This window comes from Pantoea sp. OVA07A (genome assembly GCF_019969975.1).
Taxonomy (GTDB): Bacteria; Pseudomonadota; Gammaproteobacteria; order Enterobacterales; family Enterobacteriaceae; genus Pantoea; species Pantoea agglomerans.
Genome location: NZ_JAHXYM010000001.1, coordinates 188,641 through 203,482 on the forward strand (window position 1 = coordinate 188,641; position 14,842 = coordinate 203,482).

General features: G+C 61.0%; 12 protein-coding genes. All 12 read left to right on the forward strand.

Annotated features, from left to right (window positions below; genetic code table 11):
* The 12 genes from LC417_RS00820 to LC417_RS00875 all read left to right on the forward strand — a co-directional run bounded on the left by LC417_RS00820 (window position 1) and on the right by LC417_RS00875 (window position 14,823).
* Window positions 1–957 carry an ABC transporter permease gene (locus LC417_RS00820; protein ID WP_010247875.1) on the forward strand — a complete coding sequence of 319 codons (957 nt, stop codon included), beginning with the start codon at window positions 1–3 and terminating at the stop codon, window positions 955–957.
* Window positions 954–1,805 (forward strand): ABC transporter permease, encoded by an 852-nt coding sequence (locus LC417_RS00825; RefSeq protein WP_010247873.1) that lies wholly within the window; start codon window positions 954–956, stop codon window positions 1,803–1,805. The genes LC417_RS00820 and LC417_RS00825 overlap by 4 nt, the downstream gene beginning before the upstream one ends.
* Window positions 1,802–3,466, forward strand: a complete 1,665-nt coding sequence (locus LC417_RS00830) for an ABC transporter ATP-binding protein (protein WP_187485033.1) — start codon at window positions 1,802–1,804, stop codon at window positions 3,464–3,466. The genes LC417_RS00825 and LC417_RS00830 overlap by 4 nt, the downstream gene beginning before the upstream one ends.
* 135 nt (window positions 3,467–3,601) lie before the next feature.
* Entirely contained in the window at window positions 3,602–4,933 is a 1,332-nt protein-coding gene (locus LC417_RS00835; RefSeq protein WP_010247869.1) for an FAD-binding oxidoreductase, read from the forward strand.
* An 11-nt stretch (window positions 4,934–4,944) separates the two neighbouring features.
* On the forward strand, window positions 4,945–5,787 hold the full coding sequence (locus LC417_RS00840; RefSeq protein ID WP_223565345.1) for a GNAT family N-acetyltransferase: 843 nt from the start codon (window positions 4,945–4,947) through the stop codon (window positions 5,785–5,787).
* Window positions 5,787–6,713 carry a glyoxylate/hydroxypyruvate reductase A gene (locus LC417_RS00845; protein WP_061703803.1) on the forward strand — a complete coding sequence of 309 codons (927 nt, stop codon included), beginning with the start codon at window positions 5,787–5,789 and terminating at the stop codon, window positions 6,711–6,713. The genes LC417_RS00840 and LC417_RS00845 overlap by 1 nt, the downstream gene beginning before the upstream one ends.
* Before the next feature lies 1 nt (window position 6,714).
* On the forward strand, window positions 6,715–7,848 hold the full coding sequence (locus tag LC417_RS00850; protein ID WP_033778890.1) for a M20 aminoacylase family protein: 1,134 nt from the start codon (window positions 6,715–6,717) through the stop codon (window positions 7,846–7,848).
* Window positions 7,849–7,961: 113 nt separating this feature from the next.
* Window positions 7,962–9,278: a 4-aminobutyrate--2-oxoglutarate transaminase gene (gene gabT / locus LC417_RS00855; RefSeq protein WP_223565346.1), complete on the forward strand. Its 1,317-nt coding sequence runs from the start codon at window positions 7,962–7,964 to the stop codon at window positions 9,276–9,278.
* 290 nt (window positions 9,279–9,568) lie between these two features.
* Window positions 9,569–10,081 carry an Lrp/AsnC family transcriptional regulator gene (locus LC417_RS00860; RefSeq protein ID WP_010247853.1) on the forward strand — a complete coding sequence of 171 codons (513 nt, stop codon included), beginning with the start codon at window positions 9,569–9,571 and terminating at the stop codon, window positions 10,079–10,081.
* Between the two features lie 271 nt (window positions 10,082–10,352).
* Window positions 10,353–10,799 (forward strand): GNAT family N-acetyltransferase, encoded by a 447-nt coding sequence (locus tag LC417_RS00865; protein ID WP_033772121.1) that lies wholly within the window; start codon window positions 10,353–10,355, stop codon window positions 10,797–10,799.
* 18 nt (window positions 10,800–10,817) lie between these two features.
* Window positions 10,818–12,863: a hydantoinase/oxoprolinase family protein gene (locus LC417_RS00870; RefSeq protein ID WP_010247845.1), complete on the forward strand. Its 2,046-nt coding sequence runs from the start codon at window positions 10,818–10,820 to the stop codon at window positions 12,861–12,863.
* Between the two features lies 1 nt (window position 12,864).
* A complete protein-coding gene (locus LC417_RS00875) occupies window positions 12,865–14,823 on the forward strand; it encodes a hydantoinase B/oxoprolinase family protein (protein WP_223565347.1) in 1,959 nt (652 codons plus the stop codon).
* Window positions 14,824–14,842: the final 19 nt, after the last annotated feature.

Consider the following 14,842-nt stretch of genomic DNA (forward strand, 5'->3'; position numbering starts at 1 on the left):
ATGAACCGATACATGCTGTTCCTGATTGCCCGGCGAATTGGCGCCGGCATCCTGACTTTGCTTATCGTCTCGGCGGTGGTGTTTTTCATCACCAGCCTGCTGCCGGGCGACGCAGCGCAGATGATCCTCGGCCAGAACGCCACGCCGGAAACGGTGGCGGCGTTACGGCAGCAGCTGGGTCTCGATCAGCCTTTGCTGATGCGCTACTTCCACTGGCTGACAGGCATGGTGCAGGGCGACTTTGGCACCTCGTTTGCCAGCCATTTGCCGGTCTCGCAACTGGTGGCGCAGCGCATTCCCGCCACCTTTGAACTGGCGGGTATCACCACGCTGATCTGTGTGCCGCTGGCGCTGATTATTGGCATTATTGCGGCGATGAATCGCGGTTCCCGACTCGATCGGGCGCTGGTCATCGGCACCATGGCGACGGTTGCCGTGCCGGAGTTTCTGGTGGCGACGGTGGCGGTGCTGATTTTTGCCGTCAAGCTGCACTGGGTGTCAGCGATGTCATTCGGCAGCCCGGATAGCGACCTGCTGAGTTACCTCAAAGCCTACGCGCTGCCGGTGCTGACGCTCTGCTGCGTGCTGGTGGCGCAGATGGCGCGTATGACGCGGGCAGCCATTATCAACCAGCTCGACAGCCCTTATCTGGAGATGGCGCTGCTGAAAGGGGTTTCACCGCTGAGAGCGGTACTGCGTCACGCACTGCCTAACGCGGTCGGCCCCATCGCCAATGCCATTTCACTCAGCCTCTCCTATCTGTTCGGCGGGGTAATCATCATCGAAACCATCTTCAGCTATCCCGGTCTCGCCAGCCAGCTGGTGGATGCGGTCAGTAACCGCGACCTGCCGGTGGTGCAGCTCTGCGTGATGCTATTCGCCGCCTGCTATCTGGTCCTGCTGCTGGCGGCAGACATTCTGACTATCGCCTTTAACCCGAAATGGAGAAGCGCATGAATATTCTCTCGTTGCCCTGGCGTTTCTTACAGTCGCTCTCCTGGTCGGGACGGCTGGGTCTGATAATGTCGCTGTTCTGGCTGCTGATGGCGGTATTCGGCACCCCGCTGGCCCCGCACAGCATTGATGACATCGGCGGCGGCCCGCTGATGGGCGGCCTGACGTCCGATAACCTGCTGGGCACCGACTACCTTGGGCGCGACATGCTGAGCCGCATTCTCTATGGCGCGAAGTTCTCTATCGGTCTGGCGCTGAGTGCGGCGCTGCTGGCCAGCCTGATCGGCACGCTGCTGGCGCTGCTGGCAGCGGTGGCGGGGCGCTGGCTGGAGGAGGTACTGGGCCGCGTCAACGACGCGCTGCTGGTACTGCCGGGCAAAGTGCTGTCCCTGATGATAGTCGCGGTATTTGGCTCCTCACTGCCAATGCTGATCCTCACGGCGGTCTTCACCTACTGGCCGGGCGCATTTCGTATCGCGTTTGCCATGGCCAGCTCGCTGCGCAGCATGGACTACGTCCGGGCGTCACGGCTGCGGGGCGAAAGCCGCTGGTATATCGCCATTCACGATATCCTGCCCAATATGGTGCACCCGATGCTGACTGACTTTGGTCTGCGCTTTGTCTACATCGTGCTGCTGCTGAGCGGCCTGAGCTTCCTCGGTCTGGGTGTTCAGCCGCCCTACGCCGACTGGGGCACGCTGGTGCGTGAAAATATGCAGGGGCTGTTTGACGGCTCGCCTGCGGTGCTGATGCCCGCGCTGGCGATTGCCAGCCTGACCATTGGCGCCAACCTGTTTATTGACAGCCTGCAGGCGATGCGTCCGATGACGCTGGCGAAGGAGGGAGCATGAACGTGACACCACATACCGCCATGCCGGTAATTTCGGTGGATAAACTGCGCGTCACTGCGCAGACCGATCGCGGCGAAGAGATCGACCTGGTTTCCGATATTCACTTTACCGTGCAGAAGGGCGAAGTGCTGGCGCTGATTGGCGAATCCGGCTCAGGTAAAACCACTATCGCGATGGCGCTGATGGGTTACGCCCGCAGCGGCTGCCGCATCGCCGACGGCAACATTCACGTTGCCGGCACCGACGTTAACAGCCTGACGCCGGGGCAGTTGCGCGCTTTCCGTGGCAACAAAGTCGCCTATATCGCCCAGAGCGCGGCAGCGTCGTTTAATCCGGGCATGAAGATCCTCGACCAGGTGATTGAGCCGGTGGTTATCCACGGCACCCTGACCCGCAAAGCGGCAAAAGCCAAAGCGATTGAGCTGTTCCGCGAACTGGCGCTGCCCAACCCCGAGACCATTGGCGACCGCTTCCCGCACCAGGTGTCGGGTGGTCAGTTACAGCGTCTGATGACGGCGATGGCGCTGATTGGCGATCCTGACGTGGTAATCCTTGATGAACCTACTACCGCGCTGGATGTGACCACGCAGGTGGAAGTGCTGAAGGCGTTTCGCCGCGTGGTGGTGCAGCGCGGCGTCACGGCGATTTACGTCAGTCACGATTTAGCCGTGGTGGCGCAGATGGCAGACCGGATACTGGTGCTGCTGCGCGGCAAAATGGCGGAGTATGGCAGCACCGCGCATCTGATCGGCGCACCGCAGGCGGAGTACACCCGCTTACTGATGGAAGCGGCGCGGCAGAAAGAGCGGCCCAGCAACTGGTGCCCGGTTGGCGCCGATATTCAGCCGCTGCTTGAGGTGCGCGACCTCAGCGCAGGTTATGGTCCGCGCGGCAGCGATGGCTACCCGAAAATACGCATTCTGGAAGATATCAATCTCAGGCTGTGGAAAGGGCAAGCGATTGGCATCATCGGTGAGTCAGGCTCAGGCAAAACCACTCTGGCGCATGCCATTGCCGGACTCAACGCTCCAAGCCACGGCCATATTCTGTTCAACGGCCACTACATCTCGGGCGATATGCAAAAACGGCCTGACAATGAGCTGCGCCGCATTCAGTATGTATTTCAGATGGCAGACACCGCGCTGAATCCGGCCCACAGCGTTGAACGCATCCTGTCGCGTCCGCTGACGCTGTTTCACGGTCTGAACGGTGCGGCCCGACAGCAGCGGCTTTATCAGCTGCTGGATCTGGTGCAGCTTCCGCGCAGCGTGCTGTGGCGGCGTCCCTGGGCGCTCTCCGGCGGGCAGAAGCAGCGCGTCAATCTGGCGCGCGCACTGGCGGCTGAGCCGGATCTGATTCTGTGTGATGAAGTGACCTCGGCGCTGGATACAGTGGTTGCCGCCGCCGTCCTCGACTTAATCAGCGAACTGCGCCGCGAACTGGGACTCTCGGTGATCTTCATCAGCCACGACATGCATGCGGTACGCGCGGTGTGTGATGAAATCGTAGTGATGAAGAGCGGTCGTATCGTCACCCAGCTGGCGCGCAGCGACTACGACAAGCCGACCAGCGAGTTGTATTTCGAGCGGCTGAAACGCGCGGTGCCGGAGCTGCGTCAGGGCTGGCTGGATGAGCATGAAGAGATTTTAAAAGCAGAGTGAGTTGCCTGAAGCAACTGGCACCCTGATTAATCCGCCTGCACAGCACAGATGTAATGCGCGGGCGGCACGGGTCAAGGCACAGCGGTGATATCGCCCTGTGCCAGACCAGATACTGACAACAGAGGTAGTCTTGTTATGCCTGCACCGATTCGTTATGTACAGGACAGTGCTAATTTTCCCGATTCCGCCGATGTAGTGGTGATTGGCGCCGGTATCGCCGGAGCCGCCGCCACCTGGGAGCTGGCGAAGCAGGGACTGAAGGTCGTGCTAATCGAAAAAGGCCTGGTAGGAGCGGAGCAGTCGAGCCGTAACTGGGGCTGGTGTCGCCAGCAGAACCGCGATGAACGTGAATTGCCGCTGATTATTTATGCGCTGCAACGCTGGGGTGAGCTTAACGATGAAACCGGCGAAGAGCTGGGTTTCCGCCGCAGCGGGCTGGTTTACGCCACGCAGGAAGAGTCGGACATCGCGGCCTGGGATAAGTGGATCCAGATGGCAAAAGGCTATGGCGTGCGCAGTTCGATCCTCACGGCGGAGCAGGCCAAAGCGATGACGCCCGGCAGCACCACAAGCTGGCGGGGCGGTCTCTCAGCGCCTACCGACGGTCACGCCGAACCACGGCTGGCCGCGCCCGGGCTGGTGGCGGGCGCGCTGAAAAAAGGGGCGCTGCTGTTTCAGCAATGCGCGGTGCGCGGGCTGGATATCGCCGCCGGACGGGTCAGCGGCGTCTGGACCGAGCGCGGCCTGATCAAAACCAGCCGGGTGATCTGTGCCGCCGGGGCCTGGACCTCCATGTTCTGCCGTCGTCACGGTATCGATCTGCCGCTGGGCAACGTGATTGGCACCGCCTTCCGCACGCAGCCCATTGAGCAGGCGATTGCCATGCCACTCTACACACCGGGATTTGCCTGTCGGCCACAAATGGACGGCAGTTACACCGTCTCAGTCTCTGGTCGCGGGCGTCTGGAACCTGGCGCGCAGGGGCTGCGCTATGCCCGCCAGTTCTATCCGACCTTTAAAAGTCGCCGCAAGAATCTCACCCTGAATCTTGGCCTGTCGCCGTTCTTTAATGGCCCGGAAGCGATGGGTGGCTGGGCATTTGACCGCGAGTCGCCGTTTGAGCGCATGCGCATTCTCGATCCGGCAGCCGATGCAACGATCGTGGAAGAGGGGCTGGCGGCGATGCGGCGTGAATATCCGGCGCTGGCGAACCTGCGACTGGCACAGTCGTGGGGCGGCATGATTGACAGCACCCCGGACGCGATTCCGGTGATCTCCACCGTGGCGAAATTGCCGGGGCTGGTGCTATCGGCGGGCTACAGCGCCCACGGCTTCGGTATCGGACCAGGTGCCGGACGACTGGCAGCCGATCTGGCGACCGAAGCCACGCCAGTCGTTGATCCCACCCCTTATCGCTACAGCCGTCTGGTTGACGGCAGCGGACTTGAAACGCCAGGAATGATGTAAGGAGACCTGCAATGAGCCTGAAAATACGCGCAATGACGCCGGACGATATCGACCCCTGTTTCGCCTTAACGCAGGCACTGAAATGGCCCCACCGACGTGAAGACTGGGCGCTGGCGCTGCAGCTGGGCGAGGGCACGGTGATTGAAGAGCAGGGCAAGCTGATTGCGAGCACGGTGCTCTGGCGCTGGGGCGAGCGCGCCGCCACGCTGGGGCTGGTGATCGTCGATAACCAGCAGCAGGGGCGTGGCCTTGGCAAACAGCTGATGCTGGCGCAACTGGAAAAATTACCCGACTGTAATGTGCGTCTGCACGCCACCGAAATGGGCAAAGGTTTGTATGAAAAACTCGGGTTTGTCAGTTGCGGTGAGATTCGCCAGCACCAGACCCGCGCTGTGATCACCCTTCCAGACGTCGTGATCCCGGCGGGACTGCAGCTGCGTCCGGCAACACTGGCCGATCACGCCACACTGGTGACGCTGGATCAGCAGGCGCACGGTATGCATCGTCCGGCACTGTTCGACCACCTGCTGCGCGACTGCCAGACGGTGCTGTTGCAGGATGACCAACAGCAAATTCAGGGCTTCGCCAGCCTGCGCCGCTTTGGTCACGGCTGGGCGATAGGCCCGATCATCGCGGGAGACTTCGCGGTAGCGCAGGCGCTGGTCGCCTCGCTGATGCAGCCGCTGCAGGGGGAATTCCTGCGCATCGACACCGATGCCGCGCTGCCGATGGCCGCCTGGCTACAGAGCCTGGGCATCCCTCAGGTCGATGCGCCTGCGACTATGGTGCGCGGCACGTCCTGGACACCGCAGGGTATGCAGGCGTTTGGACTGATGACGCAGGCGATGGCCTGATGCATATCGTCTATAAATCGGAGCCGGAACGTGGCCGCATCTGGCAGCGCTGGCTGGCAGCGCATGCGCCTGACATTCAGCTGCATATCTGGCCTGAGACCGGCGATCCAGAGCAGGTTGAGGCGCTGGTCGCCTGGCAGCCACCGGCTGACATCACCGTGCTTTTCCCCCGGCTGAAACTACTGTTCTCCGTGGGTGCCGGGGCCGATCAGTTTGACCTTGGCGCGCTGCCGCCCGACCTGCCGGTGATCAGGATGATCGAGCCAGGCCTGACCCAGGGCATGGTGGAGTATGTCACCTTCGCGGTGCTCGGCCTGCATCGCGACATGCCGCGCTATTTTCATCAGCAACGCCAGCAGCAGTGGCTGACACACGCGGTATTACCTGCCGCGCAGCGTCGGGTAGGCGTCATGGGGCTGGGCGAACTGGGCCAGGCCGCATTGCAACAGCTGGTGGCGCTGGGCTTTGACTGCGCTGGCTGGAGCCGCACACCGCGCCAGATTCCCGGCGTCCGCTGCTGGCACGGTGACGATCAGCTCGATGCGTTTCTGGCGCACAGCGAGATTCTGGTCTGCCTGCTGCCGCTGACTGACACCACACAGGGTTTGCTTAACCGAACCCTGTTTAATCAGCTACCACAGGGCGCGGCGCTGGTGCAGGCCGGGCGCGGCCCCCAGCTGAATCAGGACGATCTGCTGCAGGCGCTGGAGAGCGGGCAGCTCCGTGCCGCCGTGATCGATGTGACCAACCCGGAGCCGTTACCGCCGGGTCATCCCTTCTGGCACCATCCCGCCATCTGGCTCACACCCCACATCGCCAGCCAGACGCAGAATGAGAGCGCCATTGCGGCACTGCTGGAAAATCTGCGGCGCCATCAGCGTGGCGAGCCGCTGCACGGTGAGATTGACCGTTCGCGAGGATATTAAGATGGAACATCTGGTGGCATTGCGCCGCGACCTGCATGCGCACCCGGAACTGGGCTTTCAGGAGCAGCGCACCAGCGACATCGTGGCGAACTTTCTGCAACAGCTGGGCATTGAGGTGCATCGCGGCATCGGTAAAACCGGCGTGGTCGGGATACTGAAAAAGGGCAGCAGTGAACGCATGATCGGCCTGCGGGCTGATATGGATGCGCTGCCGATGCAGGATCAGAGCGGCACCGACTGGCAAAGCCGCCTGGAGCAGGTGAGCCACGCCTGCGGCCACGACGGTCACACCGTGATGCTGCTGGGAGCCGCAGAAAAACTGGCGCGCGACGTCAGCTTTGATGGCAGCGTCTGCTTTATCTTCCAGCCCGCCGAAGAGGGGCTGGCGGGCGCAAAGGCAATGATTGACGATGGCCTGTTCAGCCGCTTTCCCTGTGAGGCGGTCTACGCCATTCACAACTGGCCGGAACTGCCGCTCGGCCAGGTACAGACCCGCCCTGGCGCGATCATGGCAGCGGCTGATCGCTTTGATATCCGGGTACTGGGCGGAGGCGGTCATGCCGCGCAGCCGCATCTGACGCGCGATACTCTGCTGGCGACCAGCGAGCTGGTGGTGCAGCTGAATACTCTGGTCTCACGCGCGCTGGATCCGTGCGAAACGGCGCTGCTCACCGTCACCCGGATGCAGGGCGGCTTTTCGCACAACATGATCCCGGCGGAGGCGAACATCACCGGCACGGTGCGCACTTTCAGCCCGGCAGCGCAGGCGACGATTGAAGCACGACTGCGTCAGATGGCGGAGCACATCACCGCCGCCCACGGTTTGCACGCAGAGGTCAGCTATCTGCGCTACTACCCGGCGACCCTGAACAGTAATGCTGAAGCGCAGTTTTGCCTGCAGGCGCTGACGCAGGCGGGCATTAAGGCTGAGGCCGCGCCCCAGCCCGCACTTACCTCAGAAGATTTTGCTTTTATGCTGCAGGCGCGGCCCGGTGCCTATCTGTGGCTGGGGTCGGCACCCTGCAAGCCGCTGCATCATGCTGCATACGACTTCAACGATGCGCTGATCCCGCATGGCGTTAACGTTTTTGTCACGCTGATTCGTCAGGCGCTGGCAGAGAAATTTCCCTGCTGAATGCCGCAGGATTTTGACAGGAAATGCCGCTGTCTGAGGAATTACGGCAGCGTGACAAACCAGCGGGTTGCGATACTTGAGCCAACCGAACGTTACGTGGATGAGGGTTTAAAATGCAGAATGTCATGGCAGAGCAGCAAGCATACTCCGATAACAGCCTGTTACTGGATGCACGCGAGCAGAACGTGCCGCGCGGCGTAGTTACCGCCCATCCGCTGGTGATCGAACGCGCCAGAGGCAGTGAAGTGTGGGACGTGGAGGGCAATCGCTATCTCGACTTTGTCGGCGGCATCGGGGTGCTGAATGTCGGCCACAATCACCCGGCGGTGGTCAATGCGGTGACCCGCCAGCTCGGTCTGGTGTCTCATGCCTGCTTTCAGGTAGTGGCCTATCCGGGCTACATCGAGCTGGCGCAGCGGCTGAACAAACTGGTGGGCGGCGATGAGGCGTACAAAAGCGTCTTCTTTACCAGCGGCGCCGAAGCGGTGGAAAATGCGGTGAAGATTGCCCGCTCACACACCCAGCGCTCTGGCATTATCGCTTTTGATGGTGCGTTTCATGGCCGCACCCTGCTGGGTATCACCCTGACCGGCATGTCCGCGCCTTACAAACAGAATTTTGGCCCGTTCCCCGGCGATATTTACCGTCTGCCCTTCCCGAACCCGCTGCACGGTATTACTGAAGCGGACTGCCTGAAAGCGCTGGATCAGCTGTTTGCGGTGCAGATCCTGCCGGAGCGGGTCGCGGCGATTATCATGGAGCCGGTTCAGGGTGACGGCGGCTTCCTGCCCGCTGGCCCGGCATTTATGCAGGCGCTGCGTCGCATCACCAGCCAGCACGGTATTCTGCTGATTTGTGATGAAATCCAGTCCGGCTTCGGGCGTACCGGCACGATGTTCGCCTTCCAGCAACTGGGTATCAAACCCGATTTAGTCACGCTGGCGAAAAGCCTGGGCGGCGGTCTGCCGATTTCCGGTGTGGTGGGGCGTGCGGAGATCATGGATGCACCGACGCCTGGCGGGTTAGGCGGTACTTATGGCGGCAACGCACTTGCCTGTGCGGCGGCGCTGGCGGTACTGGATCTGTTTGAGCAGGAAAACCTGTTGCAGCGCTCCTGCCAGCTTGGTGAGCAACTCAATGCACGACTGCGGCAGCTGGCGGATAAATATGCCTGCATCGGTGACGTCCGCGGCGTAGGCTTTATGCAGGCGGTAGAGATCCTCGATTTCGAAACCGGTCGCCCGGATGCGGCCTTAACCCAGAAGATCCTCGACAGCGCCTGCCAGGAAGGATTGCTGCTGATCAAATGCGGCCTGCATCGCAACACCATCCGTTTCCTGGCGCCGCTGGTCACCACCGACTCACAGCTGGAAGAGGCGCTGCATATTTTCGATATTGCGCTGGCCCGCGCAACCGGCCGGTTGGGGTAAAGTGCGATTCCTCATTGATATTGTTAAAGTAATTTGAAAATCTCCCGCTGGTATAACCACTGCGAAGCGCTGGCGCGTTTACGGTAAAGCGTGATATACCTTCGGGAGGTTCTGCACATTTAATTAAGCGTCTATCCCATCAGGCTATTTCATTTGTCAGTCTGAACCTGGTCAGTGCTTACAATCCTCACGTACGCCATGTACGCGCCGGTTGTTCCGCGCTGTCCGTCTCCAGACTGCCTGCAACAATGACGCCTGGCGGGACAGACTCTGACAATGAGGGGGGTGCTATGAACGGCTTAATGAAACTCGACCGCATCGACATCAACATCCTGGTGCAACTCCAGAAAGATGGCCGTATCAGCAACGTTAACCTCGCCGACGCCGTAGGCCTTTCGCCCAGTCCCTGTCTGCAACGGGTCAAACGTCTGGAACAGGCCGGTTTTATCACCGGTTATGAAGCGCACATTAATCTCACCCGCATTACCGATTCGGTGACGGTCTTTACCGAAGTCACCCTGTCAGGCCATCGCCGCGAAGACTTTATGAAATTTGAAAGTGCGATGCGCGACGTCGATGAGCTGATGGAGTGCCATCTGATTACCGGCGGCTATGACTATTTGCTGCGCTTTATTACCCGCAGCATTGAACATTACCAGGAAGTGATTGAGAAGATGCTCGACGCTCAGATCGGCATCGATAAGTACTTCAGCTATATCGTGATCAAATCCCCGATCATGAAAAGCAGCGTGCCGTTGCGATCGCTGATCGGCAAGCACAATTCGGTGGAGTTCGGCGTGTAGCGGGCGGCCAGGCGTCGCCCTCGCCATGTTTACCGGTGGAGAGAGGGGCGTCACCTGCCTTGTTTCTGCTTACTCTTTCCTGATTCACCCCAGCCGCACTTTTGTTCGCCCATCCGCTTCACTTCTCCCGTTAATGTGCCAGATGCCCCCTCAGCATAAAATTTCTTCATGACGCAAAATTCAGTCGCAACAACCGGTTCTGTAGCGCGCTACAGCCTCAACCGTTGGGCGAACCCTTTTACACTGTTTTCAACCGATACAAGGAGTTGTCATGGACTCATTGCAGATTGCTGACCAGCAGTGGCAGCGCGAGGCGTTCACTGTCTCCACCAGCCGCCAGCGGCTCGACCTGGCGTGGATCCACATCCAGCTGGCGGAGAAGTCCTACTGGGCCAAAGGCCAGCCGCTGGCCAAAACCGTGCGGGCGATTGCCGGTTCGCTGCCGTTTGGCCTCTATCACCAGCAGAGACAGATTGGTTTTGCCCGACTGATTACTGACTACACCCGGTTTGGCTGGCTGTGTGACGTAATGATTGATGAAAACTGGCGCGGTCACGGGCTGGGCAGCTGGCTGGCAACCTGCGTCCGTGAACACCCGGAGCTGCAAACGGTGCATCGCTGGATGCTCTCAACCCAGGATGCCCATCAGGTCTATCAGCGGCTCGGCTGGCGTGTGGTGCAGCATCCCGAGGCGCTGATGGAATTTCCCCCTTCCTGACACTGGAGTTACCCCGATATGCGATACCGCGTTGGCGTGGATATTGGTGGATCCTTTACCGATTTCGCCGTGCTCGATCAGCAAACGAACCAGATTCACACCCTGAAAGTCCTGTCGCGACCGGATCAGCCAGGCAGCGAAATCGTTACCGGACTGGCGCAGTTTCAGCAGCATCAGGGCATTGATCCCGCTGAGATTGGTTACTTCACCCACGGCACCACGGTAGGCATTAACGCGGTGATCCAGCGGCGCGGCGTGCGGCTGGCGCTGTTCGCCACGGAGGGCTTCTGCGATGTCCTGGAGCTGGCCCGGCTTAAAATCCCGCATATCCACGACCTTTTCTCCCGGCGTCCTGCTCCGCTGATCACCCGCGATCGGGTGTTTGCCATCCGTGAACGCAGTGACGCGCACGGCAACGTGCTGCACGCGCCTGATCGCCAGAGCGTGCTCGACGCAATCGCTCAGGCACGCGCGGCAGGCTGTCAGGGCATTGTGGTGTCGCTGCTGCACAGCTATCGCAACCGGCACAATGAAGCGGCGGTGAAGGCGATTATCGACGAGGTGGCACCCGAGCTGCTGACCTCCTGTTCCGCTGACATCTGGCCGATCATCCGTGAATATGAACGCACCATTACCGCCACCATTAATGCCTACGTGCAGCCGATGGTGATCCACTACCTGGAATCCTTTGAGCAGGCGCTGCAACGGCTCGGCGTCAGGCCGCCGCCGCGCATCACCAAATCCAACGGCGGGGTGATGGGCGTCGATCAGGCGAAACGCGAATGCGTGCAGATGGTGCTCTCCGGCACCGCATCCGGGGTGATTGGTGCCAGCTATCTCGCCAGCGCCTGTGGTTTTGACAAAATCCTCAGCCTGGATATCGGTGGCACCAGCGCCGACGTGGCGGTGATCATCGACGGCAAAGTGGCACAGGGCAACGGCGAAATCATCGGGGATTTCCCGATCTTTATTCCTTCTGTCGCCGTCACTTCGGTGGGTCAGGGCGGCGGCTCGCTGGCGTGGATCGATGGTCAGGGCGTGCTGCAGATGGGCCCGGACAGTGCCGGATCGCTGCCTGGCCCGGTCTGCTTCCAGCGCGGCGGCACGCAACCCACTGCCACCGATGCGTTCGCCGCCTGCGGCATGATGGGCCATGGCGCGCTGGGTTATAACGCCGTCACTGTTGATGTGGACGCCGCCTGTGCGGCCTGGCAGCCGCTGGCGGATGCGCTTGGCGTCACGGTGCAGGAAACGGCAGAAACCGCCATCCAGCTGGCGATCTCCAGCATGTACAGCGACACCAGCGGGCTGCTGTCGCGCTTTGGTCTCGATCCGCGTGAATTCTGGTTCCTCGCCTTTGGCGGAGCGGGTCCGATGATGGGCTGCTTTCTGGCCCGCGAACTGAATATGAAAGGGGTGATTGTGCCGCCGACGCCGGGCGTGCTGTCCGCGCTGGGCGGGCTGGTAGCAGATATCCGCAACGATTTTATCCGCACGCTCTACGGCGATCTGACACCCGCCCTGGCCGACACCCTGGCCAGTGAAGCCGAAGCATTACAGCAGCGCGCCTGTGGCTGGCTGGCCCAGGAGCACGGCAGCGATATGCCTTACAGCCTGCAGTTCAGCGCGGATATGCGCTATCGCGGTCAGTCGTTTGAGATCGATGTACCGCTGGAGACGAACTGGCTGGCGCAGGCGGATTTCACTGCGCTGCATGACGCCTTTGATCGCCAGCACCAGCAGCTGTTTGGTCACTGTGACCCGCAGGCGCCGGTGCAGTTGATCAACCTGCGGCTGGTGATTGCATCACCGACGCCGAAACCGGTGATTAACCCACTGGCTCCGGCCACGGAACCGGTGCCGGTACTGAAACAGACCAGGGCGTGGATCGACGGCGGCTGGCATCAGGTTGATTTAGTGCTGCGTTCAGTGCTGCGTGCCGGACATCAGCTCAGTGGCCCGGTCATCATCGCCCAGGATGACTGCACCACCTGCGTGCCGCCCGGCATGGGCGTCACGGTCGATTCATTCGGTAATCTGCTGATCACGGCGAACGAGGCATAACATGGCGATTGATGGACGTAACTTACAGATCCTGGCGAACTACTGCGCCGCCGCTGCCGATGCGATGGCCTTTACGCTGATGCGCACAGCGCACTCCACCTTTGTTAAAGAGACGGAAGATTTCTCCTGCCAGATTGTCAGCCGCAGCGGCCTGGCGTTTGCCTCGCCGCGCAGCTTCGGCGCCCCCTGGTACAGCGGCATCGACTATGCGCCGGTGCTGGCACTGATTGAAGAGTACGCTGACGGCGACATCTGCATTACCAACGACGCTTACGCCGGCAACGTGGCAACCCACTCGCCCGATATCCACATCTGGAAACCGGTGTTCCACCAGGGTGAAATTGTCTGCTTCGTGGTGGGCCACATTCATAACACCGACGTCGGCGGCGCGGTGCCTGCCTCGCTGTCGCGCTCGCTGACCGATATCGTGCAGGAGGGGATTCGCATCCCGCCGCTGAAGATCATGCGGCAGGGTCAGCTCAACGAAGAGGTCGCCAGCATCATGCGGCTCAATGTGCGGGTGCCGGATCAGAACTGGGGCGATTTCAAAGCCCAGCTGGCGTCGGTGAACGTCGGCGAGCGTAAAATCCACGACATTATTGCCCGCTTTGGCATCGCCGATTTTTTGCAGGGCATTGAGGGCATTCTCGATTACGCCGAAGCGCAGGCGCGCAGCATTATCAAAACCATTCCCGACGGGGAATACTTCTATGCCGACTACGCCGATGAAGATGGCGAGGGCGGTTATCCCTGCCGTATCGCCATTACTCTGCGGGTGCAGGGCGATCAACTGGAGCTGGACTACACCGGCAGCGATCCGCAGCTGGCCTCGTCGCTGAATATGCCGACTGGCGGACGTGAGCGGCATCCGCTGGCGCTGGTGGGTGTTACCTATGCGCTCTCTACGCTGGACCGTTCACTGCTGCTTAACGCCGGTACGCTGCGACCCACTAGGGCAATCCTGCCGCCTGGCACGGTCATGAACTGTGAAGCGCCCGCAGCGGTAGGGATGCGCTCCCTGACCTGTGCACTGTCGCAGATTGCCACTATCGGCGTCTTCTCGCTGGCGATGCCGGAGCGTTTGCCCGCGAATTCACCGGGCGGCAACTCAATCATGAACATTCGTACCCAGACGCAGAATCGCAGTGTGGTCGCCTCGCTGGGTCCGGTGGGCGGCGGCGCGGGCGGCACGCCGCGTCACGATGGGCCTGACGGCTCCGGCGGTCTTTCAGCCTTTCTGAAAAACACCCCGATTGAGATCAACGAAGCGGAAGTGCCAATCCGCTTTCATCGCTACGGACTGGCCCAGGACAGCGCCGGAGCCGGTCGCTATCGCGGCGGTTTAGCCACCGAAATGGCATTTGAGGTTTTCTCGCCCAATACCACCATTACCGCGCGCAACCGTAACCGATCGGTGTTTGCCTCGGCGGGTGTCGTCGGCGGCCAGAGTGGGGCGCTCTCTTACTTCCGTACCCGGCGCGACGGTGAGGTCATCAATCACGGTAACACTGATGTGATCCACTGCCTGCCGGGTGACGTGGTCGAAGTGCGCGGACCCGGCGCGGGCGGTTATGGCCTGCCGACACAGCGCGATGCCGATGCGGTGATGCAGGATGTGCGCTGCGGTTATCTCAGCGTCGCGGCAGCCAGGACGCAGTATGGCGTGGTGGTGGTTGATCACCACGTGGATCGGGCAGCAACGGAGCACCTGCGCACCACGATGCCGCAGCAGGCTGCGCACCATTTTGAGCACGGCGAAGCACGGAGTCGCTTCGAAACGCTCTGGACGCCACAGCGTTATCAGTTACTGACCGCCTTTCTGGCAAGCGCGCCGGTGAGCTGGCGTCACTTCCTGAAAACCCAGGTATTCCGGGTAGTGGCAGAGATAGGCGAAACGGCGGATATGGCACAAATATTCAGTGATTTGCGTCAGCGATACCCGGCAATGGCGAACAATTAACGGCGATTGCTCATCGTCT

Excerpts from the sequence above, each read along its gene's own strand:
- LC417_RS00820 (WP_010247875.1), top strand. The coding sequence starts at position 1 with ATGAACCGATACATGCTGTTCCTGATTGCCCGGCGAATTGGCGCCGGC.
- LC417_RS00825 (WP_010247873.1), top strand. The coding sequence starts at position 954 with ATGAATATTCTCTCGTTGCCCTGGCGTTTCTTACAGTCGCTCTCCTGG.
- LC417_RS00830 (WP_187485033.1), top strand. The coding sequence starts at position 1,802 with ATGAACGTGACACCACATACCGCCATGCCGGTAATTTCGGTGGATAAA.
- LC417_RS00835 (WP_010247869.1), top strand. The coding sequence starts at position 3,602 with ATGCCTGCACCGATTCGTTATGTACAGGACAGTGCTAATTTTCCCGAT.
- LC417_RS00840 (WP_223565345.1), top strand. The coding sequence starts at position 4,945 with ATGAGCCTGAAAATACGCGCAATGACGCCGGACGATATCGACCCCTGT.
- LC417_RS00845 (WP_061703803.1), top strand. The coding sequence starts at position 5,787 with ATGCATATCGTCTATAAATCGGAGCCGGAACGTGGCCGCATCTGGCAG.
- LC417_RS00850 (WP_033778890.1), top strand. The coding sequence starts at position 6,715 with ATGGAACATCTGGTGGCATTGCGCCGCGACCTGCATGCGCACCCGGAA.
- gabT (WP_223565346.1), top strand. The coding sequence starts at position 7,962 with ATGCAGAATGTCATGGCAGAGCAGCAAGCATACTCCGATAACAGCCTG.
- LC417_RS00860 (WP_010247853.1), top strand. The coding sequence starts at position 9,569 with ATGAACGGCTTAATGAAACTCGACCGCATCGACATCAACATCCTGGTG.
- LC417_RS00865 (WP_033772121.1), top strand. The coding sequence starts at position 10,353 with ATGGACTCATTGCAGATTGCTGACCAGCAGTGGCAGCGCGAGGCGTTC.
- LC417_RS00870 (WP_010247845.1), top strand. The coding sequence starts at position 10,818 with ATGCGATACCGCGTTGGCGTGGATATTGGTGGATCCTTTACCGATTTC.
- LC417_RS00875 (WP_223565347.1), top strand. The coding sequence starts at position 12,865 with ATGGCGATTGATGGACGTAACTTACAGATCCTGGCGAACTACTGCGCC.